General features: G+C 41.9%; 28 protein-coding genes and 1 tRNA gene. 7 read left to right on the top strand and 22 right to left on the bottom strand.

Features of this window, described 5'->3' with window-relative positions:
- Positions 1–4: 4 nt before the first annotated feature.
- Positions 5–1,729: an acetate--CoA ligase gene (gene acsA, locus PV403_RS17085; protein ID WP_332085375.1), complete on the bottom strand. Its 1,725-nt coding sequence runs from the start codon at positions 1,727–1,729 to the stop codon at positions 5–7.
- Between the two features lie 234 nt (positions 1,730–1,963).
- Between acsA and PV403_RS17090 the strand changes: the two genes are divergently transcribed.
- A complete protein-coding gene (locus PV403_RS17090; RefSeq protein ID WP_332085376.1) occupies positions 1,964–2,596 on the top strand; it encodes a GNAT family N-acetyltransferase in 633 nt (210 codons plus the stop codon).
- Positions 2,597–2,679: 83 nt separating this feature from the next.
- On the opposite strand, the gene PV403_RS17095 is transcribed toward PV403_RS17090, so the two are convergent.
- The 4 genes from PV403_RS17095 to PV403_RS17110 form a co-directional block, all read right to left on the bottom strand.
- Positions 2,680–3,378: a 5'-methylthioadenosine/adenosylhomocysteine nucleosidase gene (locus PV403_RS17095; RefSeq protein WP_332085377.1), complete on the bottom strand. Its 699-nt coding sequence runs from the start codon at positions 3,376–3,378 to the stop codon at positions 2,680–2,682.
- 71 nt (positions 3,379–3,449) lie between these two features.
- Complete coding sequence (gene ccpA, locus PV403_RS17100; RefSeq protein WP_191799051.1) at positions 3,450–4,454, bottom strand: catabolite control protein A; 1,005 nt, start codon at positions 4,452–4,454, stop codon at positions 3,450–3,452.
- 87 nt (positions 4,455–4,541) lie between these two features.
- Complete coding sequence (gene ytxJ, locus PV403_RS17105; RefSeq protein WP_213529903.1) at positions 4,542–4,889, bottom strand: bacillithiol system redox-active protein YtxJ; 348 nt, start codon at positions 4,887–4,889, stop codon at positions 4,542–4,544.
- Between the two features lie 209 nt (positions 4,890–5,098).
- Positions 5,099–5,548, bottom strand: coding sequence for a hypothetical protein (locus tag PV403_RS17110; RefSeq protein WP_332085378.1), 450 nt, complete (start codon positions 5,546–5,548; stop codon positions 5,099–5,101).
- Positions 5,549–5,791: 243 nt separating this feature from the next.
- Between PV403_RS17110 and PV403_RS17115 the strand changes: the two genes are divergently transcribed.
- Positions 5,792–6,319, top strand: coding sequence for a type 1 glutamine amidotransferase domain-containing protein (locus PV403_RS17115; protein WP_213529905.1), 528 nt, complete (start codon positions 5,792–5,794; stop codon positions 6,317–6,319).
- A 134-nt stretch (positions 6,320–6,453) separates the two neighbouring features.
- Here PV403_RS17115 and ptsP read toward each other — a convergent pair whose 3' ends face one another.
- The 4 genes from ptsP to aroA form a co-directional block, all read right to left on the bottom strand.
- Entirely contained in the window at positions 6,454–8,190 is a 1,737-nt protein-coding gene (gene ptsP, locus PV403_RS17120) for a phosphoenolpyruvate--protein phosphotransferase (RefSeq protein ID WP_332085379.1), read from the bottom strand.
- The gene (locus PV403_RS17125) at positions 8,187–10,073 is read right to left on the bottom strand and encodes a glucose PTS transporter subunit IIA (RefSeq protein WP_213529910.1); all 1,887 of its coding nucleotides are present in this window, start codon (positions 10,071–10,073) and stop codon (positions 8,187–8,189) included. The genes ptsP and PV403_RS17125 overlap by 4 nt, the downstream gene beginning before the upstream one ends.
- 119 nt (positions 10,074–10,192) lie before the next feature.
- A complete protein-coding gene (locus tag PV403_RS17130) occupies positions 10,193–10,621 on the bottom strand; it encodes a CoA-binding protein (protein ID WP_213529911.1) in 429 nt (142 codons plus the stop codon).
- A 25-nt stretch (positions 10,622–10,646) separates the two neighbouring features.
- Complete coding sequence (gene aroA / locus PV403_RS17135) at positions 10,647–11,936, bottom strand: 3-phosphoshikimate 1-carboxyvinyltransferase (protein ID WP_332085380.1); 1,290 nt, start codon at positions 11,934–11,936, stop codon at positions 10,647–10,649.
- Between the two features lie 182 nt (positions 11,937–12,118).
- On the opposite strand from aroA, the gene PV403_RS17140 reads away from it, so the two are divergent.
- Positions 12,119–12,415: a rhodanese-like domain-containing protein gene (locus PV403_RS17140; protein ID WP_191799043.1), complete on the top strand. Its 297-nt coding sequence runs from the start codon at positions 12,119–12,121 to the stop codon at positions 12,413–12,415.
- Positions 12,416–12,499: 84 nt separating this feature from the next.
- Here the strand turns inward: PV403_RS17140 and PV403_RS17145 are convergent, their stop codons facing one another.
- On the bottom strand, positions 12,500–13,012 hold the full coding sequence (locus PV403_RS17145) for a shikimate kinase (RefSeq protein ID WP_283771229.1): 513 nt from the start codon (positions 13,010–13,012) through the stop codon (positions 12,500–12,502).
- Positions 13,013–13,173: 161 nt separating this feature from the next.
- Between PV403_RS17145 and PV403_RS17150 the strand changes: the two genes are divergently transcribed.
- Positions 13,174–13,518: a hypothetical protein gene (locus tag PV403_RS17150; protein WP_249716843.1), complete on the top strand. Its 345-nt coding sequence runs from the start codon at positions 13,174–13,176 to the stop codon at positions 13,516–13,518.
- 8 nt (positions 13,519–13,526) lie between these two features.
- Here the strand turns inward: PV403_RS17150 and gndA are convergent, their stop codons facing one another.
- Together gndA and PV403_RS17160 are read right to left on the bottom strand one after the other, a co-directional pair.
- Complete coding sequence (gene gndA, locus PV403_RS17155) at positions 13,527–14,939, bottom strand: NADP-dependent phosphogluconate dehydrogenase (protein ID WP_213529914.1); 1,413 nt, start codon at positions 14,937–14,939, stop codon at positions 13,527–13,529.
- A gap of 265 nt (positions 14,940–15,204) precedes the next feature.
- Entirely contained in the window at positions 15,205–15,804 is a 600-nt protein-coding gene (locus PV403_RS17160; protein ID WP_213529915.1) for a hypothetical protein, read from the bottom strand.
- Between the two features lie 334 nt (positions 15,805–16,138).
- Between PV403_RS17160 and PV403_RS17165 the strand changes: the two genes are divergently transcribed.
- Both PV403_RS17165 and PV403_RS17170 read left to right on the top strand, forming a co-directional pair.
- On the top strand, positions 16,139–16,771 hold the full coding sequence (locus PV403_RS17165; RefSeq protein WP_332085381.1) for a YktB family protein: 633 nt from the start codon (positions 16,139–16,141) through the stop codon (positions 16,769–16,771).
- A 102-nt stretch (positions 16,772–16,873) separates the two neighbouring features.
- On the top strand, positions 16,874–18,349 hold the full coding sequence (locus tag PV403_RS17170) for an aminotransferase class I/II-fold pyridoxal phosphate-dependent enzyme (protein ID WP_332085382.1): 1,476 nt from the start codon (positions 16,874–16,876) through the stop codon (positions 18,347–18,349).
- 153 nt (positions 18,350–18,502) lie between these two features.
- Here PV403_RS17170 and PV403_RS17175 read toward each other — a convergent pair whose 3' ends face one another.
- From PV403_RS17175 to PV403_RS17205, 7 genes are all read right to left on the bottom strand, one after another.
- Positions 18,503–18,802: a DUF1292 domain-containing protein gene (locus PV403_RS17175; RefSeq protein ID WP_160036999.1), complete on the bottom strand. Its 300-nt coding sequence runs from the start codon at positions 18,800–18,802 to the stop codon at positions 18,503–18,505.
- A gap of 106 nt (positions 18,803–18,908) precedes the next feature.
- On the bottom strand, positions 18,909–19,469 hold the full coding sequence (locus PV403_RS17180; protein ID WP_332085383.1) for a copper amine oxidase: 561 nt from the start codon (positions 19,467–19,469) through the stop codon (positions 18,909–18,911).
- Between the two features lie 154 nt (positions 19,470–19,623).
- The gene (locus PV403_RS17185) at positions 19,624–19,815 is read right to left on the bottom strand and encodes a hypothetical protein (RefSeq protein WP_332085384.1); all 192 of its coding nucleotides are present in this window, start codon (positions 19,813–19,815) and stop codon (positions 19,624–19,626) included.
- A gap of 221 nt (positions 19,816–20,036) precedes the next feature.
- Positions 20,037–20,276, bottom strand: coding sequence for a DUF3892 domain-containing protein (locus tag PV403_RS17190; RefSeq protein WP_332085385.1), 240 nt, complete (start codon positions 20,274–20,276; stop codon positions 20,037–20,039).
- A gap of 130 nt (positions 20,277–20,406) precedes the next feature.
- Positions 20,407–20,850, bottom strand: coding sequence for a GNAT family N-acetyltransferase (locus PV403_RS17195; protein ID WP_332085386.1), 444 nt, complete (start codon positions 20,848–20,850; stop codon positions 20,407–20,409).
- 137 nt (positions 20,851–20,987) lie between these two features.
- A complete protein-coding gene (locus PV403_RS17200; RefSeq protein WP_332085387.1) occupies positions 20,988–21,203 on the bottom strand; it encodes a hypothetical protein in 216 nt (71 codons plus the stop codon).
- Positions 21,204–21,407: 204 nt separating this feature from the next.
- Positions 21,408–21,479, bottom strand: a tRNA-Val gene (locus tag PV403_RS17205).
- Positions 21,480–21,608: 129 nt separating this feature from the next.
- Between PV403_RS17205 and PV403_RS17210 the strand changes: the two genes are divergently transcribed.
- Positions 21,609–22,073 (top strand): hypothetical protein, encoded by a 465-nt coding sequence (locus PV403_RS17210; RefSeq protein ID WP_332085388.1) that lies wholly within the window; start codon positions 21,609–21,611, stop codon positions 22,071–22,073.
- Positions 22,074–22,290: 217 nt separating this feature from the next.
- Here PV403_RS17210 and PV403_RS17215 read toward each other — a convergent pair whose 3' ends face one another.
- From PV403_RS17215 to PV403_RS17225, 3 genes are all read right to left on the bottom strand, one after another.
- A complete protein-coding gene (locus PV403_RS17215; RefSeq protein WP_213529928.1) occupies positions 22,291–22,611 on the bottom strand; it encodes a hypothetical protein in 321 nt (106 codons plus the stop codon).
- 128 nt (positions 22,612–22,739) lie between these two features.
- Positions 22,740–22,874: a YjcZ family sporulation protein gene (locus PV403_RS17220; protein WP_213529930.1), complete on the bottom strand. Its 135-nt coding sequence runs from the start codon at positions 22,872–22,874 to the stop codon at positions 22,740–22,742.
- A 111-nt stretch (positions 22,875–22,985) separates the two neighbouring features.
- Positions 22,986–23,381: a WGxxGxxG family protein gene (locus tag PV403_RS17225; RefSeq protein WP_442951771.1), complete on the bottom strand. Its 396-nt coding sequence runs from the start codon at positions 23,379–23,381 to the stop codon at positions 22,986–22,988.
- Positions 23,382–23,603 lie beyond the last annotated feature (222 nt).

The raw sequence follows: 23,603 nt of genomic DNA on the forward strand, positions 1-23,603 counted from the left end.
TTGCTTAGTCTTCTATCGTTGAAAGATCACCTGTCGGCAAATCTAGTTCCCATGCTTTCAGTACCCTGCGCATGATTTTACCGGATCTTGTCTTAGGTAATTTTTCTTTAAACTCAATCTCACGAGGTGCTGCATGTGCAGATAAGCCCTCTTTTACAAATCGGTAGATGTCATCTTTCAGCTCTTGGGAAGGTTCATATCCTTCTCTCAGCGCTACAAACGCTTTAATGATTTCCCCTCTTACCAGATCCGGTTTACCGATTACACCCGCTTCTGCGACCGCATGATGCTCAAGCAGCTTGCTCTCTACTTCAAAGGGTCCGATACGCTCACCAGAAGAGTTGATTACATCATCTATTCGTCCTTGGAACCAGAAGTAACCTTCATCATCCATATAGGCAGAATCCCCTGAAATATACCAGCCCGGTATTCTGAAATACTCCTCATACTTGGCATCATTATTCCAAATCTTTCTCATCATGGATGGCCAAGGTGTTTTAATGGCTAGATTGCCCATCGAGTATGGCGGCAGTACTTCGCCCTGGTCATTAACTATAGCAGCTTCGATTCCCGGTACGGGCTTACCCATTGAACCTGGTTTGATGTTCATTCCTGGATAATTGCAGATCAACTGTCCGCCTGTTTCGGTCATCCACCATGTATCATGAATCCGCTGCTTATAAGCTTTGGTTCCCCAGCGGACCACTTCTGGATTAAGCGGTTCTCCTACCGATAACACATGGCGGAGTGTTGATAGGTCATACTGTTCAATGACATCCTCTCCTGCTCCCATGAGCATCCGGAAAGCAGTAGGCGCACTATACCATACGGTTACTTTATTCTTTACAATCGTTTGATACCAGTCCTGTGGGCTAAACCGTCCCCCGCGAATCACATTCGTAACTCCATTTAACCAGGGAGCAAAAATCCCATAAGACGTTCCTGTTACCCAGCCTGGATCGGCTGTACACCAATAAACATCATCTTCTCTTAAATCAAGAACTACCTTACCTGTATAGTAATGCTGAAGCATGGCGTTGTGTACATGATATACCCCTTTAGGTCTACCCGTAGAACCAGAGGTGTAATGAATGAGCATTCCATCTTCTGGCGTCAGCCATTCCGGTTCAAGCGAATCTGAAGCTGCAGCCATCTCTGCATCATAGTCAACGAGCCCTTCTTCTTGCTGCGTGCCTCCGCCTACAACAAAGATATGTTTTAAAAGCGGCAATTCATCACGTTTAATTCGCGGCAGCAGTTCTGGGGTTGTGACTAATGCGACAGCTCCGCTATCTTCCAAACGGTCTTTTACCGCTGTTTCCATAAATGCTTCAAAAAGCGGGCCTGCAATTCCTCCCACCTTGAGTATACCGAGTAGACTAAGGTAGAGTTCTGGACTTCTCGGCATAAAAATAAATACACGATCGCCTTTCGAGATGCCGTATTTACGCAGCACATTCCCAAATCGATTCGAACCTTCGCTTAAGTCTAAAAAGCTATACTTCTCATCTCGATGAGCATCACTGTACAATAGTGCGGTTTTCGCACCTCGTCCTTCTTCGACGTGACGATCAATTGCTTCATAGGCCATATTGACCTTGCCTGTCTCATTCCATGTAAAATCCTTTTTTACCTCTTCCCAACTAAACTGGGCGCAAGCCTGATCGTAATCTCCGAGATTACTTCGTTCTGCGACAGTCGCGATGACTTCATTCTGTATTTGACTCATTGTCTACTCGGCCTCCCCTAAGCTACATCTTCACAATGTACAAGTTCGTTAGCGCTTACAAAAAATCAAATTCATTACCATCTACTTTTATAACGCGGGAATAGTTACTCAATTGTGAATAAATTATGTCTGGATTATTATAGCATAAATTCCATTTTTGACACTATTTCTTTTCATTTTTTTATATATTTGCTATAAGTAGGGTATGACAAGTCAAAGGAGCACGAAAAACTGATGGAACATATCAAACAGCACAATGTCCACTCCTTTCAAAGGAACGGCAGGGAGATTGTTGTTGAAGGCCCAGTCCCTTCTTCCCTTTTACAGAGTTATCATATGCACCCGGATCTTGACGCTTTTCGAAGACCGAATGAACAGCATGAAGCCCTGGTTGAAATTTCAGCGCTGGCTGAAGGGAGAATTATTCTTGCCCGTGAAGGCCAAACGATCATTGGATATGTAACTTTTCATTATCCCGATGAAATGGAGCGCTGGTCGGAAGGAAATATGAAAGATTTGATTGAACTTGGTGCCATTGAAGTTGCAGACGAATTTCGTTCTTACGGTATTGGAAAAATGTTAATTAGTACTGCTTTTGAGCATGAACAGATGGAGAATTACATTGTATTCACCACAGAATATTACTGGCATTGGGATCTTAAAGGAAGCGGACTTTCGGTTTGGGATTACCGAAAAATGATGGAGAAACTGATGAAGACCGTTGATATGGAATGGTATGCGACAGATGATCCTGAAATTTGTGCACACCCTGCTAACTGTCTTATGGTTCGGATCGGCAAAAATGTGCCTCTCTCTTCAAAAGAGCAATTCGATAAAGTGCGATTCAGACATCGTTATATGTATTAGTTTAAAGAAAAAGACAGGAACCCCGAAGTTAACCCGGGATGTTCCTGTCTTTTGATTATTACAGAGGAACAGAGGATTACTGCTTAACCGATCTCAAGTAACATCGATTCCACAATTTTATGAGACTTATGGGAGGCCTTCACTGTAAATTCAGCAAAATTGACATGTGCGGACCCGTCTGCTTTGTCAGACATACCACGCAGAACAACAAAAGGTACATCATTCATGTAACATACTTGCGCCACTGCTGCACCTTCCATCTCCACACAAGCGCCGTCGAATTCTTCATAGAGTCCTCTTACGGTTTCTTTGCTAGCGATAAACTGGTCGCCAGAAAGTACAATTCCTTTACGCAGTGGTACGGAGAGCAGTTCACATGCTTTTTCTGCCAGACGAATCAGTTCAGAATCAGCCGGAAACGCAGATACTTCCTGATAAGGAATTTCCCCGCGTTTAAATCCAAGAGGAGTTACATCCATATCATGCTGAATGCATGCCGTAGATACGACAATATCACCGATCTCAAGTTCAGGGTGAACTGCCCCAGCCACTCCAGTAAAAATAACTTTAGAGATGTTAAACTTCTCAATCAGCATTTGTGTAGTGATTGCTGCATTTACTTTGCCTACTCCAGACTTACAAACCACAACATGTTGTCCATAAATATCTCCTTCAGCATAATGAATACCTGCATAGGTATGCTGCTTTACATTCTCCATGCCTGTAAGAAGAAGTTCTATCTCTTCTTTCATAGCTCCTATGAGCCCTATTGTAGCTGTCATCGATGTGATCCCCTTTACTTGATTAATCGGCAAAAAAGCCCCGATTACCGGAGCTTTTCCTATTCCATATTTTACACGTGACTAACAGACAAACGCAAGATCGTTTCGTGCGGCAAAATAACACGTGGATTTTCTACGTTTTCTTTTTTCATCAGTTTCGTAAGCAGTCGCATAGCTACAGCACCTAGATCGTACATTGGCTGTGCTACCGTAGTGAGCTGCGGACGAACCATAGATGCCATACGAATGTTATCTACACTAATAATAGAGAAATCATCCGGCACTTTAAGTCCTTCGTCCTGAATACTATGAATCGCACCGATTGCCATTTCATCCGTTGCACAGAAAATAGCAGTTGGTTTTTTCTTAAGACCTAAGAAATATTTCATAGCTTCGACACCAGATTCATAACGATAGTTCCCGATGCGTACTAAATCTTCTTGATATTCAATACCCGCAGTTTCCAGCGCACGCTTGTACCCTTGGAATCTTGCATAACCATTCGCAGGATCTTGAAGCGTTCCACTAATCATGGCAATCTCACGATGCCCATGACGAACGAGTGTACTTACCGCATCAAAAGCTGCAGTTTCATGGTCAATATCGACCGAAGGATAGGTTCCTTTCTCGTCACTAGTTGCACAAAGGACAATAGGGACCGCAGAAGTTTGGAAGGCCTGAATATGTTCATCCGTAACCGTTCCGCCCATGAAAAGAAGCCCGTCTACTTGTTTTTCAAGCAGTGTGTTAATAACACGAATTTCTTTTTCTTTCTTCTTGTCGGCATTACACAAAATAATGTTGTAATGATACATATTAGCGATATCTTCAATTCCCCGAGCAATCTCGGCAAAAATTGAGTTCGAAATATCTGGAATTACGACTCCGACTGTCGTTGTTTTTTTACTAGCAAGTCCTCTTGCTACTGCATTCGGGCGATAGCCTAGTTGCTCAATTGCTTCATATACCTTTTTTCGTGTCTGAGGTTTAACGTTTGGATTGTTGTTGACTACTCGAGAAACCGTTGCCATTGAGACACCGGCTTCACGCGCTACGTCATAGATCGTTACCGTCACATTCCTTCTCTCCATTTGCAATAAATTTTCAGTTCATTTTCAATTCAATTATGATACGACATAAGATTGCATCATGCAATGTGGGCTTTAAGACTCGCTTAAAACCGAACTTAAGCCACTTGATGTGATTTGGGAATGGGAAGTATGCCATACGGGTGTGCCGTTTTTCACAAGGATAACCTGTGGAGACTCATGCCTTACACCCAAACGATCTGCAGCTTCTAGTGAAACACTGCGATCTTCGACGACATAAATGATACTATAGTTTACTTCATCTGCGGGACTATCTTGCAAATATGCTGATACTTCTTTATACGCATGCGCGCTAATAGGACAGCGGGTGCTATGTTTGAATAACAGAAGCGGTGCTTCCGAAGATAATGCGATACCGTCATTTAATTGCTCTATAGTATTTATTCTTGTCAACGTTTTCATAACATATACATCCCCTTTCATAAGTTCAGCAGCGAGTGGATCGTACAAAGAAAATGATGAATATGAGAATGGTAAGGGATTCCATGCAAATACATGAAAAATCGCTTCGTGTCTTGTTTTCATACTTTTCAGAAAATCTTACACTAACAATATAGTAACAAAAAATAACGAGAAATGCTAATTTTCAGTTCGTTTCAGGGTGTATTTTTTTATCCTGCTTCTGAAAGATGTTCTTCCAAGTGGAATTGTGACAGCTGCTCAAGTCTCCGCTGTGTATCACTCATCCAACCTTCATCGTTCATCTGTAGGGCACACTGATACACATCAAGAAGTAAATTAATACGCTCCTCTTTGTAAACTTCAACGACATCTCCGATTTTTTCTAAGTCCATCTCCACATTCCTCTTGTATAGGTCACAGAACAAACTAGCTACTTCATCAATATCCGAAAAAATCACAACTTGATACGGATCATGTAAGGATAGCTCTATCGTTTGAAGATACTCGGTTAAATGAGCTTTTACGGGTTTAAGTACTTCATAAGTGGAACAGGACATACACGAAAAAATAGGCACATTTTTCACTTCTATCTTTTTAGCAAAAATTACGGTATGCAGTTCAAGATTCATCGGTTGATTGCAATCGCACCATCTGGGCATAGGATCACCGCCTGTAACATTGTTTACATGCAAGTTTCGTGTTTCTTCTACAATAAATCTTCGACTTCTTTATCATAAATCCTGCTGTTACAGGCACCAGAACGATTTGCTAATTCCATCTCATATGTCTATGCTGAAAGACACCATAGAGTTATAATCCTGTTCAAAAGTTAGCACATTTGGTATCTGAGCTGCTCTCCGTTACACTAGAAGTAAGAAATAAAGAAGGAGTGAATGATTGTCATGAGATTGACTGGAAAAAAAGTAATTGCGCTCGTAGATGAAGAATTTGAAGATTTGGAGTTATGGTATCCCGTACACCGTGTACGTGAAGAAGGGGCTGAGGTTCATCTTGCCGGTGAAGTAAAGGATAAGGTGTACGTAGGTAAATACGGGGTTCCTGCTACAGCGGAATACAGCTTTGAGGAACTAAACAGTGCAGATTATGACGGTATTCTCGTTCCTGGAGGCTGGGCGCCGGACAAGCTGCGCAGATATCCCAAAGTGATCTCACTGATTCAGGAGATGAATGCAGAAAAGAAAGTAATCGGACAAATATGTCATGCAGGATGGGTACTCATATCCGCCAAAATTCTACAAGGGGTTACTGTTACTTCGACACCAGGTATTCGCGATGACATGGAAAATGCGGGTGCGATCTGGAAAGATGAAGCGGTTGTTACCGACGGACATATCGTATCTGCACGCCGTCCTCCCGATCTTCCCCCTTACGGAAAAGCTTTCTGTGATCTTCTGGCAGAAAGATCATAAGATATTTTCTAAGACGAGTGAGTAGATTTCTACTCGCTTCGTCTTTCTTTTTTTCATTAAAAAAATAAAAAGGACGGATCCCGCCGTAATCTGCTTACGACGATATCCATCCTTTTTATATATAAACATAAAGATCAGTTTAATCTCTCTGTATTTTCCTCAATAAACTCTTCTAACCTCGCTTCAATGTCATGACTTCTTGACATCGAAATACAAGATTTAGCCACTGCCTTCGCTTCCTCAGCACACGTATTCAGCAGTCTATGCTTCACTCGAAGTAATGATTGCGGAGACATACTAAGATTATGAATTCCAAGCTCAATCCAGATCGGTACTGCTCTCTCGTCTCCAGCCAGTTCTCCGCACACGCTGATATCAATTCCTGCCGTATGAGCAGCATCAGCGGTCATCTTCAGCATGCGCAAGATCGATGGATGGAATGGATGATAGAGATGAGCGATCTGTTCATTCATCCGGTCAACAGCAAGTACATATTGTACAAGATCGTTCGTACCGATACTAAAGAAGTCCACTTCCGCTGCTAGAAGATCCGCTATAACAACGGCAGCAGGCACTTCAATCATAATACCAATCTGAACATCCTTATCATAAGCAATCCCTTGCTGATCAAGATCCCTCATTGCTTCACGCAATACCTGATTCGCTTCCCGAATTTCATCGATTGAAGAAATCATGGGATACATAATTTTCACTTTCCCATGGATACTAGCTCTCAGAATGGCCGTCAACTGAGCTTTAAATAGATCTTTCAAATCTAAACTAATCCGAATCGCGCGATACCCAAGGAAAGGATTATCCTCCTCTGCCAGCGGAAAATAGTCGAGCTGTTTATCTCCACCGATATCAAGTGTTCGAATGACAACCGACTGACCTCCTGCTCTCTCAACAACATGACGATATACTTCATATTGTTCTTCAATGGTAGGAAAAGTTGGCCGATCCATGTAGAGGAACTCGGTGCGGAATAGTCCGACTCCTTTTGCCCCGTGGCGAAGAGCCATCTCCAACTCTTTTGTTGAACTGATATTAGCAGCAAGATTCATAATAGTACCGTCTTTCGTAACCGCGTCAACTTCAGCAAGCACTTGGAGTTGTTCCTTTTTACGAAGCTGCTGGTTACGAATACGTGTGTATTTCTCCATCATTTTCTCGCTCGGATTCACATAGACAGTGCCTTCATCTCCATTGATGATGAGCGTATCTCCCGTTTGCACAGGAAGGTTCACGCTATTCTCAAGTCCTGATACCATAGGGATGCCAAGTGCTCTTGCCATAATGGCAGAATGAGACGTCTTGCCCCCGATTAGAGTCACGATCCCAAGTACATAGTTAGGATTTAGATGGGCAAGCTGCGAAGGAGATAGTTCTTTGGCAACTAGGATATAAGGCTGTGTATCTGAAGGGAGCGTAATTTCCGGGGCCCCCAGCAGATGTTTTAACAACCGATTTCCTACATCTTTTATATCTAAAGCACGCTCTTTCATATACTCATCATCAAGTAAATCAAACATCGTTACAAAATGATCAATTGCTTCTTTTACCGCAACTTCTGCCGCCTTATACTGGCGTTCAATAATCCCTTGGATTTCACTCATAAATACAGGGTCTTCCAGTATAGCCAAATGGGCATCGAATATACTGGATTCCTCCGGACCCACCACTTCATTAAACTCTTGCTTTATTGTCTCAATCTCATTACGAGATGTTCTTATGCCTTCATACAGCCGCTCAAATTCTTTGGCCAGGTCAACGACGTCCATTTTTTGGTCTGGTAAATCCCATTCCCAGCTGGGAAGGACAAATGCCTTGCCTATAGCGACGCCTGCCGCTCCTGAGATGCCTTGTATCATGCTTCTATCCCTCCAACATTCCTATCTTCATGTAGTACAACAGACATTACCGGTGCCTGGCCTTTTCTAACATGTTTAAATGGCGCATAGCTCCATGATTTCACTCGGTCGGGATTGGTGATCACCATTGGTGTAACTAATGAAGGAGCTTCCTTCCTTAGTCTATCCAGATCAAATTTGATCAATAGTTGACCGGCCTCCACGACATCTCCTTCTTTTACTGCAGCTTCAAAACAGCCTTTGAGTTGAGATGTGTCAATCCCAATATGAAGCAATACTTCTAGTCCTTCCGGTGTTTGAATTCCAATGGCGTGCATCGTTGGATACAGATGCATAATGGTGCCGTATACGGGTGAAAGAAGCTCTCCATTCTCCGGTACAAATGCGACCCCGTCACCTACAAGCTTACCGGCAAATATTTTATCCGGTACATCCTCGATTGGCAACATTTTTCCCTGAACCGGCGCGCTGAACAGTACTTGCGGTAAATCACGCTCAAGCAGTTTGGCAATTTCTTCACGTATAAGCTCAGAATAGGTACCGAATACAACCTGTACATTTCCGCCTCCAAGCTTGATGAGACCCGCAGAACCAAGTGCCTTCATCGCACTCACATCAATTAAACGATCATTATGAACGGTAATTCTGAGCCTAGTAATACATGCTTCTACTTGAACGATATTACGTTTCCCCCCAAGTGCCTCAAGTATAAGCGGGGCTTGATATGGGATACTGCCAACCCAATCTTCGAGGACTGATCCTTCTTCACGCCCTGGTGTAGGAATACGGAACGTACGGATCGCCCATCGAAATAAGTAATAATAGATGAGCCCGTATACAATCCCTATTGGAATAAGAAGTAATCCGTTCTCGGACAAATGGAAATTCAGTATGTAATCAATCGCGCCCGCAGAATAAGAGAATCCATGGCGTATTTCAAGTAAGTAGCTGATCCATAGAGCAAGTCCTGACATAACCGCATGAACGATAAACAGGTAAGGCGCTGCAAACAAAAAGGCAAATTCAATCTGTTCTGAGACCCCTGTCAAAAAGCATACTAGAGCTGACGTAATGAACGTCTTGTAGACTTTCGGCTTCAAATCTTCTCTAGCTTCCTGGATAATCGCTAAGGCGATCGCTGGAATGGCGAACATCATAATAGGAAACAGACCTGACATGAAGTATCCTGCGGTTGGGTCTCCTGCAAAAAAGCGAGGCAAGTCTCCCGTTACTACCTGACCGCCTACAGTCTCATAGGAACCAAGCTGAAACCAGAACACATTATTCAGCAAATGATGTAGTCCGAAAGCGACCAATACCCGGTACAAAATTCCATATAAAAAGAGTCCAAATCCTCCCAGTTGATATTCCATGGAAGCAATCAGGTCTAGCAAAGATTGGATGATAGGAGCAATACCCAGCATCACACAGGAAAATAATGCTGCAATGAGTCCTACAATCAGTAATACAAAACGAGATCCTCCGAAGAATTGTAAAATCTCAGGAAGTCGTATACTTTTAAATCGATTATGTGTAATTCCGGCGATGGCGCCAAGAATAATACCGATGAGTGAAGCAGGCTGAACGCTTCCATCTCCAAAATGGCTTACTACCTGATCGTAGATAATCATCCCCGACAGGGCAGCAAGACCGGCTTGACCCGCCTGATTCGATAAACCAAGCGCCACACCCACCGCAAATAAATACGGCAAAAAATAAAACAGGCTTTGACCTGCAACTGTAGCGATTCCGCTTACACTTTCAAATCCCCAAGAATCCCATGGCAAACTGCCTACACTCAGCAATATGGCTGCTGCAGGTAAGACCATCGTCGGGAGCATCACAGCTCTGCCGAGCTGCTGTAAGGAACCGAGCCAATTCATGGCACCCTCTCCTTTCTAATCTAGATGGTAAGCGTTCCATGTCTTTTTGTCAAAATGAATCCTGTACCTCTTTTTAAAAAGTAAAAAGGCCCCTCATAAAGGGACCTTTCTTTCATCATTTACCTCTGCTCTTTGCCAAGTAAAATGGAATCTTCCACTTTAATGCATCGATCCATGATGACCGTCATGCCATGTTCTTCACCAATCTGAGCTGCTTCATCACTGACAACACCGAGTTGTAACCATAGTACTTTAGCTTTGATCTCGGCTGCCTCTTTTGCCACTTCACCGCAGTATTCACTCCGGCGGAATACATTTACGATATCAACAGGCTCAGGAATGTCCGCAAGTTTTGCATAACATTTCTCCCCTAGAATTTCATCTGCTCTAGGGTTAACTGGAATAATGCGATATCCCCTGCTTTGCATAGCTTCTGAGACCATGTAAGAAGTTCGGTCCGGTTTATCTGATAAACCGACAACAGCAATATTTCCAGCAGAACGAAGAAGTTCTTTAATCTCATCCCGTGATGGGTTTTCAAATGCCATAATGATCAGCACCTTTCTAACATTACTATACCCATTCTACGTTGGCGCCAAGCGCCTGTAAATGATCGAAATATCCAGGATAGGATTTTGCAACGTGATGAGCATCTTTAATACGCAGCGGCTCTTTGGAACGAAGACCCACCACCGTGAGTGCCATAATGACACGATGATCATAATGAGCGTTAATTTCAACGCCGCCTTCTACCCCTTCAGGTCGTCCGTGGACAATAATCTCCGCTTGTCTTTCTTCGACTTTTGCGCCAGCTTTACTGAGTTCATGTAAATAATCGGTGATTCGGTCGCATTCTTTATACCTTAAATTCTCCACATTATAAAAGCGCGAAGTACCTTCCGCAAAAACAGCTGCTGCAACCATAGCAAGTACCGCATCCGTAGCTGCATCTCCATCAAATTCGACAGCCGTAAGTTTCCCATTTCCTTGAACATGGACGATATTATCTTCATGTGTGAGCGGAACATTCATCATTTTCAGCACATCGATAATAGCACGTTCACCCTGTTTACTCTTCTCCATTAACCGCGTAACCTTTACATCTGAGTTTGTCACCGCAGCCGCTGCTAAAATCGCTGCTGATCCAGGATAATCTCCTTGGACTGTATAATTCGCCGGTTGATATTTTTGAGAACCAGGAACTTGAAAAGACATATAGTCATCACTTGCATGAATAATGATACCGGCTTGTTCTAACACTTCGAGTGTTTGCCCGATCACGACTTTCGATTTCAGATCATGAAGAACTTCAATCGTACTATCATGCGGAAGAAGCGGTGTCAGAAAGAGCAGCGCACTCAGATACTGAGAACTTACAGATCCCGATACTCGAATAACTCCGCCTTGCGGCTTACCGCCACGAATGGTGATCGGCAGTCTTCCCTCCTGATGATCTACTTCGGCGCCCAGCTGCTCGAGTGCATCAATTAAATCTTGATGAGGTCTTTTACCAAGAGATTCGGGGTATGTATTAACGAATGTAATCTCCTCACCAAGTGCGGCAATCCCCATCAGAAAACGCAGAACGGCTCCTGCATTCCCTACATTCAGTTCGCCTGTGGGACGAGGAGTAGAGCCAAACCCAGTAATGGTGATTTTCTCATCGTCTTCTACAAGAACAGCACCCAAATCCTGAATACAGCGGCGCATCGCATCGCTGTCCTCACTGTGGGCAGGATAATAGATTGTACTCGTTCCTTCTGCTAATGCAGCAACAAGCAAATAACGCGTTGTGTAGTTTTTAGAAGATAAAGCGTCAATCGTTCCCGTTAAGGAAGGGGTGTTGTTTACGATAACGTCCATAGTTATAACTCCTTTTTTATATATAATCAGCTGCGGCTTAATACTCGGGATCAACCTTCGTAATGAAATGTAATGAAATTGACAGTCTCCTCTTCCCTTCGGTATCATGGTATAGTTATCCATAAGAACTTGTCCATTCGGATTACACCAATATATAGTAACCATAGAAAAGAGGATGACTCATGAATCAAATACTCGAGATTACACCTGCTGAACTTAAGGCTCGTCTACAGTCAGGAGAAGCTATTCAAATGATTGATGTTCGTGAAGATGAAGAAGTTGCTGCTGGAATGATTCCAGGAGCAAAACATATTCCACTTGGACAAATTCCTGATCGTCTTGATGAGATCGAGAAAACGCAGGAAACAATTTTGATCTGCCGCAGTGGTTATCGCAGTGAAAGAGCTTGTGAATATCTAACAGAGCTCGGATATCCGAGCTGTGTGAACCTTGTTGGCGGCATGCTTGCCTGGACTTAATTAAGAGTAGACAGAACGGGCAGGCAGCGCCTGCCCTTTTTCTTTTTACGATCATACTACAATGTACCTGAAAAGCACAACAGCTTAGACGCGGTAAAGCGTTAAAATATGACGAACAACTTCTTCCGGGCTTAACTCCGAAGTATCAATGGTAACATCTGCAAAAGAATATGCATCTTTACGTTCTTCCATTATATTCTTTACCCGTTCCTCTATATTACCTGCAAGCAGCGGTCTATCATCATTAGACGACACACGTGAAATAATGGAATCTGCACTCGCTGTCAATGCAATAACCCAACCTGCTTCCTTCATTAGTTCCCGGTTCTCCGCTCGAAGTACAGATCCGCCTCCCGTAGAAACGACTTGAGAAGTCCCTTTGAGAATTCTACATAAGGTATCACTCTCTACTTGGCGAAAATAACTTTCTCCCTTTTCTTGAAATAAGACGGGGATTGGACAGCCTTCTTGTGCTTCTACATCCGTATCAATATCTATGAGCGTGTATCCAAGTTCTTGTGCCAGTATGCTGGATACTGTTGTCTTGCCTGTGCCCATCATTCCAATAAGAATGATATTATCCGCTTTGCTGCTCACTGCCTTGCCACCCCTTCATTATAAGACCCAGTTAGTTCCATCTTTTTTTATTCTACTAAACATAACACAGAAAAAAAGATCCGCCAAGAAGCATATCAGGACATCCTTTTACGTATGGATGATAGAGAAGAAAAGGATAGATACCTGTAAGGAGTGTGAACATGATGGATGATTTAGCTTATCTGCCCGTACTGAAACTACCTGTGCTTCCTAGCAGAATCACACGTATCTTTGAACCAGGTTATGTGATATGCAGAGATGACGTACTGCTCGTACTGCATTATGTACAACAAAAAGTGGCTTTGGAAGACCCACTTCTCATGGATCTACCAAAACCACGTCTTATTACTAATTTTCAATATTTTAGTGAAGCTGCGATGTTGCTGTTGGGAGAGCATACCTCTTCCTATTCAACACAAGAAAGACTAAGGACCTGTTTGCACGAGGCACTTTATGGTCTTCGCGGAGAAATGCAGCAAAGCAGCATGAATTATAGTGTATCTTAAAGCCGTTCTTATTTTTCCATCCAGTTGTGGTGGAATGTTCCTTCTTTGTCCACACGTTTGAACGTATGTGCACCGAAGTAGTCGCGCTGTGCTTGAAGCAGATTCGCTGGAAGACGTTCTGTACGATAGCTGTCATAGTAAGAAAGAGCACTGGAGAATCCAGGTACCGGAACTCCTTTTTCTACAGCAACAGAAATCACTTTACGCCATGCATCTTGGTAAGATTCCACAACATTTTTGAAGTATGGATCCAAGAGCAGGTTTTTCAGTTCTGCATCTTTATCATAAGCCTCTTTGATGTTTTGCAAGAATTGGGAACGAATGATACATCCTCCGCGGAAGATCATTGCAATGTTTCCATATTTCAAATTCCAGCCATATTCGTCGGAAGCAGCGCGCATTTGAGCAAAACCTTGTGCATAAGATACGATTTTACTTGCGAACAATGCTTTACGAACGTTCTCGATGAATTCTTGTTTATCACCGGAGAATGGCTCTGTTTTTGGACCGCTGAGCACTTTACTAGCTGCAACACGCTCTTCTTTCATCGCAGATAAGAAACGGGAGAATACGGATTCAGTAATCATAGACAATGGAACGCCGAGATCCAGCGCACTTTGGCTTGTCCATTTTCCTGTACCTTTTTGTCCAGCAGCATCGAGGATCACATCTACCATTGGTTTGCCTGTTTCTTCATCATATTTAGAGAAGATATCAGCCGTAATTTCGATCAGGTAGCTGTCAAGCTCGCCCTTGTTCCATTCGGAGAAGAGTTCGTGGAATTCTTCTGCAGTAAGACCAAGTACATCTTTCATCAAATGATATGCTTCACCGATCAGCTGCATATCACCGTATTCAATACCGTTGTGTACCATTTTTACATAATGTCCAGCACCATCAGGACCGATATATGTTGTGCAAGGCTCTCCATCTACTTGAGCCGCGATCGAAGTTAAGATTGGTTTTACAAGTTCATAAGCACTTTCCTGACCTCCAGGCATAATTGCCGGGCCTTTCAGTGCGCCTTCTTCACCACCGGATACACCAGCACCAATGAAGCGGAAACCTTGCTCTTCCAGTTCTTTGCTACGGCGAACCGTATCAGGGAAGTAAGCATTACCACCATCGATAATAATGTCGCCTTTGTCTAGATGAGGAATAAGCTGCCCAATCGTTGCATCTGTAGCTGGTCCTGCTTGTACCATAATAAGAATCTTACGCGGAGATTCAAGAGATTGTACAAACTCTTCAATAGAGAAGAAGCCTTCCAAATTTTTACCTTCTGCTTCTTTCAGAAGATCCTGTGTTTTTTCCGGAGAACGGTTAAATACAGACACCGTAAACCCCTTGCTTTCAATATTCAGGGCTAAATTCTTGCCCATTACGGCTAGACCGATAACGCCAATTTGTTGTTTAGTCAATATATTCTCCATCCTTTGCCACGTTATTTTGATGTATCTTATGTTACTAGAGCCGTCCGGGTAAGGAACTTGTCCATAAGCAGACAGTTATCATTCCTTAAAAATTATGTAAGCAAAAGAAGGACGCCCTAACAATAATCCTATTCTAACGCTTTTGCAAAAGGAAGTGAACCCCCCGCTAAAGTGTAAACAAGGATAAAACACCTCTTTTCATGAGGTGTTCATCAAATACTCATATAAATAATAGTATGGTTCATACGGCTATTTACCATTCAAGCATGAACATTCGATTCTGCATTTGCTTTAAATAGTTGCGGCAAGACTCCGCCTTAGCCTCGTCTCCATTATGGATGGCGGCATGAAGCCGTTCGAGTTCATCATCCACTTCCATCTTTAACAAGAGCAGTCTCATTTCCCCTTCTTGCGATGAGAACATTTCCTCCATCTCTTCCATCGTAGGGGTCGGCCCCTTCTGATAGATCACCCTTTGTTTAAAACCCGATACTTCCACCAGACGTATAACCTCGCCGAACAATATATTCTCTATAACGATGATGTGATCTTTAAACCTGCGGACAACCGCATGGCCTCGAGTATCTCCAATGAGTTTCTCTATGAACTCGGCAAGTTTCGCATCCTTAATAATATAATCACCAATCAACTTGTAATCGCCCGTACGCATGAGTTGAAATTTCAGTTTAACCAATTTACGACCCGTTCTCACGGAAAGAATGAACAAGCTTTCATCTTCACTCCAATACAGCGAATATCCTTCCTGAATTAAGTCTTTGATGAGCTGTTGGATATGCCGACGGTTAAACCGGAGCTCTAGATTGCAGTATTCCACTTCATAGCTCTTGTTCACGGCACTTCCTCCTCCATGCCGGATGATTGATCCGGAGTCTTATTATGTGACTTTCCGCCATGGCCCCTATGATCTACGCTTCACCATAAGTCGGCTTACCCTATTTTATACGACACGTAAGGTAAGGGTACGTAGTTATAAGTCCATTTTTTTAAGACACGAAATCTTCATTAACAATACAGATAAGGGACAGGCTTTAAGGAAGTGCGAATGGAGGTACCTGTGTTATAATGAGTCCCATATTGTTTTGTATCCTATTATATTGGCAAGTGATAAGGTTCATGCTTATATAAATAAAACTTGTCCATTTACACATAAGGAGGAAGTTAACCCGATGACTACACTAAAATACCCTTCATTTACATCCAAAGATTTTGATGTCTTTGATGTACCTGGGCTCGAACCCCGAATGGAATTATTAATTGAAAGAATTCGTCCAAAACTGAACGAGATTGGTGCAGCAACTGCCCCGTTTCTAACTGATTTAGTTGGAGAGGAAATGTTTGTTCATGTGGCCAAGCATGCTAGACGTACCGTGAATCCGCCACATGATACTTGGGTAGCAATCGCTAATAACAAACGTGGTTACAAGGCATATCCTCATTTTCAAGTAGGAATGTTTGGTACTCATGTATTTGTTATTTTTGCCGTTATTTACGAAAGTAATAATAAGGAAATCTTTGCTGAAGCATTAGAAAGACAGCTTGATGATGTTATGGAACATATTCCAGGGCACTTCTACTGGTCTACAGATCATATGAATCCAGAAGGAACCCTTCATAAAGACATCTCGAAAGCAGATTTTAAGAAAATGGCCGAACGATTAAAAACCGTGAAAAAATCAGAAATATTATGCGGACTGCGTATTGAACAAGATGATCCGCTTCTTCTAGACGGAGAAGCTTTTGGTAAAAAGGCCCAAGAAGTATTTACCCAGCTTGCGCCGCTTTATAAAATGGCTTTTTAATGAAGTGAGATTTATCACAAAAAAATCGTTACAATCTTTATCCATTTTGCTATACTCATTTAGGTTTATTATTTCAAATAGAGAAAGGTTGTGACAGAATCCATGGATCACCGTCGTACGCCGCTTTTTACAGCACTTAAAACACACGCGGCTAACAATCCGGTACAGTTTCACATCCCTGGTCACAAAAAAGGACTTGGAACAGACTCTGAATTCCGCGAATTTATAGGGGATAATGCCCTTTCCATAGATTTGATTAACATCGCGCCGCTTGATGATTTGCATCAACCGACGGGTGTTATTGAAGAAGCTCAAATGCTTGCAGCTGATGCTTTTGGTGCGGACTATACGTACTTTAGTGTGCAAGGGACAAGCAGTGCCATTATGACCATGATTCTGTCTGTATGCGGACCTGGTGAGAAGATCATCGTACCGCGTAATGTTCACAAATCGGTTATGTCTGCCATCATTTTTTCGGGAGCTAAGCCTGTGTTTGTCTCTCCCGTGAGTGATGAGAATTTAGGTATTGATCACGGTATCACCGTCGGCTCGGTGCGGCGTGCCCTAGAACGTCATCCTGATGCCAAAGCCGTGCTCGTTATTAACCCTACGTACTTTGGTGTATGTGCAAATCTGAAAGAAATCGTGGATCTTGCGCATAGTTACCAAGTACCTGTACTTGTTGATGAAGCGCACGGAGTCCTTATTCATTTTCATGAGGATCTTCCAATATCAGCTATGGAAGCAGGCGCCGATATGGCAGCAACCAGTGTTCATAAGCTCGGCGGTTCGATGACACAAAGTTCAGTACTCAACCTAAATACCAAAAATGGATTTGTAAATCCAAAGCGGGTTCAAACGATCATCAGTATGCTGACAACCACTTCAACTTCTTATATATTGCTTTCATCACTGGATACATCTAGACGCAACCTTGCGCTGAATGGACATTCCATGGCCCAAAAAGCAATTGATCTTGCAGAATATGCAAGACGTTCGATTAACGATATCGAAGGATTGTATTGTTTTGGCGAGGAAATACTTGGAGGAGAAGCAACGTATAGCTATGATCCGACCAAAGTGACCGTTCATGTACGTCATCTTGGCTTAACGGGATACGATACTGAGAACTGGCTGCGTGAACACTATAATATTGAAGTCGAGATGAGCGATATGTATAACATCCTCTGTCTCATTACACCAGGAGACAATGATGAAACAGTAAATACGCTGCTTGATGCACTTCGTGAATTGTCCAAAACTTATTATAATGTCAACACAGCTAACGATTTAATAGTCAAAATCCCAGAAATTCCTCAGCTCATGCTTACACCGCGCGAGGCATTTTACGGAGATACAGAAATCATTCCTTTTAAAGAATCCGCTGGTCGGATTATTGCTGAATTTATCTATGTATATCCCCCTGGTATTCCGATCCTGCTTCCGGGAGAGGTTATTTCTCAGGAAAACATTAATTATATTACGGAACACGTTGAGGTTGGATTACCGGTAAAAGGTCCTGAAGACCGCTATATTACGAATGTAAAAGTAATTGTAGAAGCAGATCCGATTTTCTAACACGAACGAATACACAATTTATACAGCAAGGACCTGCTCAGCTGACAAGCTGCGCGGGTCCTTTTTTCAAGCTTTTCAGGCGTTCACTCTATATATTAGCAACAAAAAAAGAAGCCTCTGATACCTAGAGACTTCCCTTGCTTCATTTCGCTCTTATTGCTGCTCTTCAACCATTTTGTTAAATGCAGCTTCTACACGATTCCACTCATCTTCATCTTCGATTTGATAAAGACTCACTTCATCGCCCTCTTCTTCAAAGCGAAGAATGAGGCCGTCTTCTTCCGGATTGTTGCGCTCAACAAATACCGCATATTCCTTATTGTCTACATCAAAAGTTTGAACCAGAATCATTTCAATCTCTTTACCGTTCTCATCTTCAAAGATAAGCACCTGAGGTTCGTGGTCGTGGTCGTGGTTGCAGTTCTCATCATGTACATGGTTATGATCGCTCATTCATCTATACCTCATTTCATTTATACTTGTATTGTATTCACACTCATAAAAGTAATCATACCGAATTATCGTAACACTATTAGAGCATAAAATCAATTGAGCCCGTTTATGAATCTAATGCTGTAATTACTTTTTCGGATACGAGAAAGAATGAATTCCCTCCCGAAGGTTTCATATAGAATCCTACTTTATACTTCCCTTTTTTCTTAAAATCATAAGTGAAATCATTCGTTTTGAACCAAAAGTTATCGTTTGAACCGCTTCCCATCTTTTCCGTTTGAATATTTTTTGTGTTTCCGGAAGGATCCGTGATAGCAACTTTGACTTCTGAAATGTTCCCATCTAGACTATCGACTTGACTAAGTACGTGAAATTTCAGTTTTCCTACGTTTACATTCCCAAAAACAGTATCACCCTTAAACAGTGTTATATGTACATTAGGCTTCGTAACTGTTACCTTCTTGCTAGTTGCATCCCAGGATGCAAGACCACTAAGTTCACGCACAGGGGCATAGGTTGTCCCATTAATATAATAACCGCCACCACTGACATCATTGCCATTGACTACGACACGAATTTTTTCTGTGATTGAATCTGCAAATAACATAGATCCACTGCCTGCAAGAGAAAAGACAAGTACCAAGGCAAGTGTTCTTCTCCATTTCATCGGTCTATATTACCTCCTTCAAAAAAGTTATATCTATTTATACTTCAACGAGCAAGACAAGTTGCGGAAAAAAGTCGTTTTTTTCTCTTTTTCTAAAATAAATAAGAACCGCGTTATCTCTCAGGTCTCATGAGAAAAAAAGCGGTTCTTCCTATTATCCTTTGGGTTTCGTTAAGATGCAAGGTACACCTTTACCTACAGCGCCTGGCTCTCGCATACGTGCAGCATAGGCCATTCCTATGTCGCATGGCGTCTTACACACCTCACAGACTTCGGAAGTAACCACCCTCATCCCGCGAATTTTCTCCTTTTTTGCCACCACTTTTTTCCCTTTGCCTTTTGTCATGGCCCAATTCCCCGCTTCCCTTGTCAGGCGAGAGGTCTCGGTCTGCCCCCGAACTCTCGCCTAGGTAATGTATTGTATGGGAGTCGGCGCAAGAAGGTGCATGGGAATCCAAATTTTATAGTCACCTGTAATCTATGCCAAATGACACGCAAAAAAGGAGCCTCCGAGGGCTCCCTTTTCATATATTACCGGATTATTCTCCGGTTTCATGCTTGTAGACGTTACTCAAATATCGGCAATTGATCTAGGTTGTTGCTCGGATCTCCGTCTGCATCTCCGCGAATCCGGAGTGATCCACCTTTTGCCTTAAATACGTTGGCTCCCGCAATCATTCCAGTCTCCACCTCGTTTAATGCCTGGTTGTAATCCAGAACACGACCTGCGGAAGTTTTAAATGCGGTTAGATCGCCATCTCCATTTTTCTGAACAGCGACAAAGTGCTCGCGCGTGTTATTTTCCATTAGAACAACACTCCTTTTTGCACTACATTTGGTGTAATTACCTATACCGAGTACGATTAAAATAGGTATTGTGAGCCTCGGCAAATATAGTGTGTCCCAAAAAAGAATGCTCTATGTAAATAGGCTGAGGTTACAATGCTTTTTGCATCCGTACATGTAAAATGCCAGCATCATAAAATGGTTCATCCGATATCACTTCATAACCCAGTTTAGCGTAAAACCCTTCCGCTTGGCACTGTGCATCAAGGATAGAGTACGCAAGACCCAGCTCTCTTGCACGCTCTTCTAGCGCCATAATTAATACACGGCCGTAACCGTGAACACGGTAGTCTTTGAGAACAGCTACACGCTGAAGTTTTGCTGTATCCTTCTTATAATAAATGAGACGCCCTGTCGCCACCATCTGCTGACCATCCTGAATAAGAATATGGTGCGCATCGGGAGAAATGACATCATATTGGTCAATTTCTTCTTCTAAGGGAACGTTTTGTTCCTTTACAAACACCTCTTTACGAATGTGCAGCCCATGTTCTAGCTGTTCCTCCGTTGTTACATTAATAATTTCAGCTGGCATTGATATCCCCCTCTGCTTTAGCTCTTCGATGCTCTAAACTCGTAAAACTCACGCTATTATACAACAATACAGCAGAAATAAGCCAGCCCGAAGGAACGGACTGACTTATTGTATCTTTAGGCGACGGCAAGCTTCATTTAAGGTATTAGTATTTCCTCATCGGTAGAAGAATAAACATCATCCCTTATCGAAGGAGAGTACACATCATCAATGATCGGCAGCTCCGATTCAGGATCATGCCTCTCTTGCAGCATTATTGTTTCTTCTGATGGCTCTAATGTACATCCTGATAGGTTTAGCAGCAAGATTGCAATTATGCAGCTTGCCATGAACGTGTCACATAATTTTTTCATAGGATGGCGATCCTCCAGATGATCATTCTCCCTTTTAGGATGTGTCAATGGAGTAGATTTTAAACATATAAACTTCTAATTGTAGATTACAAGCTTGATAATTTCTCCTAATTTTGATTTGTTAATAATATACTTAGGGATACAAAAAAAGCTCACTTCATCTATTTATAAAAATAGATAAAGTAAGCTTTTTTACTACTCATATAGGACGGATGGGGATCGAACCCATGACCCCTACCCTGTCAAGATAGTGCTCTCCCTCTGAGCTACCGTCCTACGATATATGTGAATATATCATATGATAAATAAAAAGACAACAGTTTAATCTGTCGTCATTACCTCTCTATTTAATTTTTTAGTTTCCCGTTTAAGTAGAAGTTATATCTGTTTTAAGAAAGCATGAATTTGAATATGATTAATTTTACTAAGGAAATTAGTGCGATAAAAAATAAAAGTGCCAACACCGATGAAAAGATATTAAAAGTTCTACAAAATAAAATTGAAAATGAATACTCAGAGTTATCTGTTCTAAACGCTGAAGTTCCAAAATCAATAATGGGTAAAAGTTCTTTCAAACCGAATTTACTTAGCCAATTAATTGAACAGAAAGAAAAAAACATCGCAGAATTGCAAGATCAAACTTCCAAAATCGAAACATTAATAAACTCTAAAAGCATTGAAATAAATGAGATGAATTTACTTAAAGAATATATCCCTCAATGGAATGAAGTATTCGAAGAAGCTTCACCGGAGAAGAAAAAGATAATGCTTAGTCTCATTATTGATGAAATTTTGGTTTCTAAAGAGATGATTCGAATTGATCTTAAGTTACATATAAAACAATTTCTTTTAAATTCACAGTTAAACTAAACTATTTCACTATTTTTAAGGTTAGAGAGCCCACTAGAGATCACCACTTTTAATAAATGATATGTCCTCGATGATGCTGTTGTAGAATAGCATTCTTTATAAGAGGCCTTAACTTAATGATCTTAATTCAAACTGTAGACAAACTAGCCTAGACTAGTTTGTCTACAGTCTTTTCTATTTTCAATCTATGGTAAGAGTATTAAAAACACTGAACAGTTTAGTCTTCATCCTCTTTCAATACTGCATTCGCTCGTTCAATTTGCTGGAGCACCGCATTTTGAAATTTCAACTCTTTAATGATTACTTCATATTCTTCGTTCAGCGATTTTACGGTTTCATTAGATTCATTCAGGTAATTGTGTTTGATAAAATCGACCTGTGCTTCATCATCAGCAAATTTGTTCATCGCACTGCTCATAATGTAGTCCTTATATTCCGCTTTTTTAATTCGCTGTTCCAGTTTTTCGGCTTCTTGTTCTAAATATTCAACGCGGCTGCTGATTTCTCTTTCCCATACCTCTAAATCTTCTTGTTCCACTATTATTCATCCTTCCCTTCCATTCATCCATCTTGCTATGTATATATAAACCAAAACGTACCGTCAAATCACGGTTTCCACAAAAAAAGAAAAGCACCAGTTATTAGCCGGCGCTCTCTTTCTATTGCTTAGTAAAGAATTGTTTTAGAGATGATAACCAACAGGATGAAAAGAACAAGAATTGCTCCAATTGATGTCCATCCACCGCCGTACCCACCGTAGCTTCCTCCACAGCCATAACCATATCCAGTTACTTCACTCATTGTTATCTCCTCCTCATCACTAAGGTATGAGATAATATATGATCAAAGCCGGAATGTGGCAGGGCAGAAGTCTATTTTGGTTCTAAAACTTTCTCCAGATCATATCCTTCTTTATTTCGCGTGTTGTGGTTTGCCTTCATGCTTCTCACGGCGCATACCAGCTAAACCGAGCAAACCGAGAAGACCAAGCCATCCCCAGTTTCCGCTACCGTCATTTGTAGAATTCGCATTTACATTGTTTGTACCATATGTTCCTGTACCCGTCGTGCCATAACCATTGTAACTATTGGTGTTATACATGTTGTCATTCACGCCACGGGTACGAGACATGTTGGAGTATCCACCAGTTAGAGAATCGTTATAGCTTTTCGAATCATAATGGCCTTTTGTCTCAGTAACCTGATTCGTATTCGAATTTTTCATGTGACTGCTTTCAGCCATAGCTGGGACTGCAATAACCATAGAGATACTTGCTGCTGCGAGCATGGTTGCCATTTGTTTTTTCATAACAGTCATACACCTCCATATAAGTTTTGGTTGCGATTATAGATTCCCCTTCAGCAAAAAAACTTATTCGACAATGCAACTGGAGGATATAGGACAATCAGGACCACCCGTAAAACGGGTGGTTTGTACTTGGGGTATAACCCCTTGTCGCCAAACTGCGCCTAAAGACGCTAGCCTGACCATAAATCTGTTCAGGCTCAGTGTTATTTGTCACTTTCACTT

The organism is Paenibacillus sp. GYB006 (genome assembly GCF_036577645.1).
Taxonomy (GTDB): domain Bacteria; phylum Bacillota; class Bacilli; order Paenibacillales; family Paenibacillaceae; genus Paenibacillus.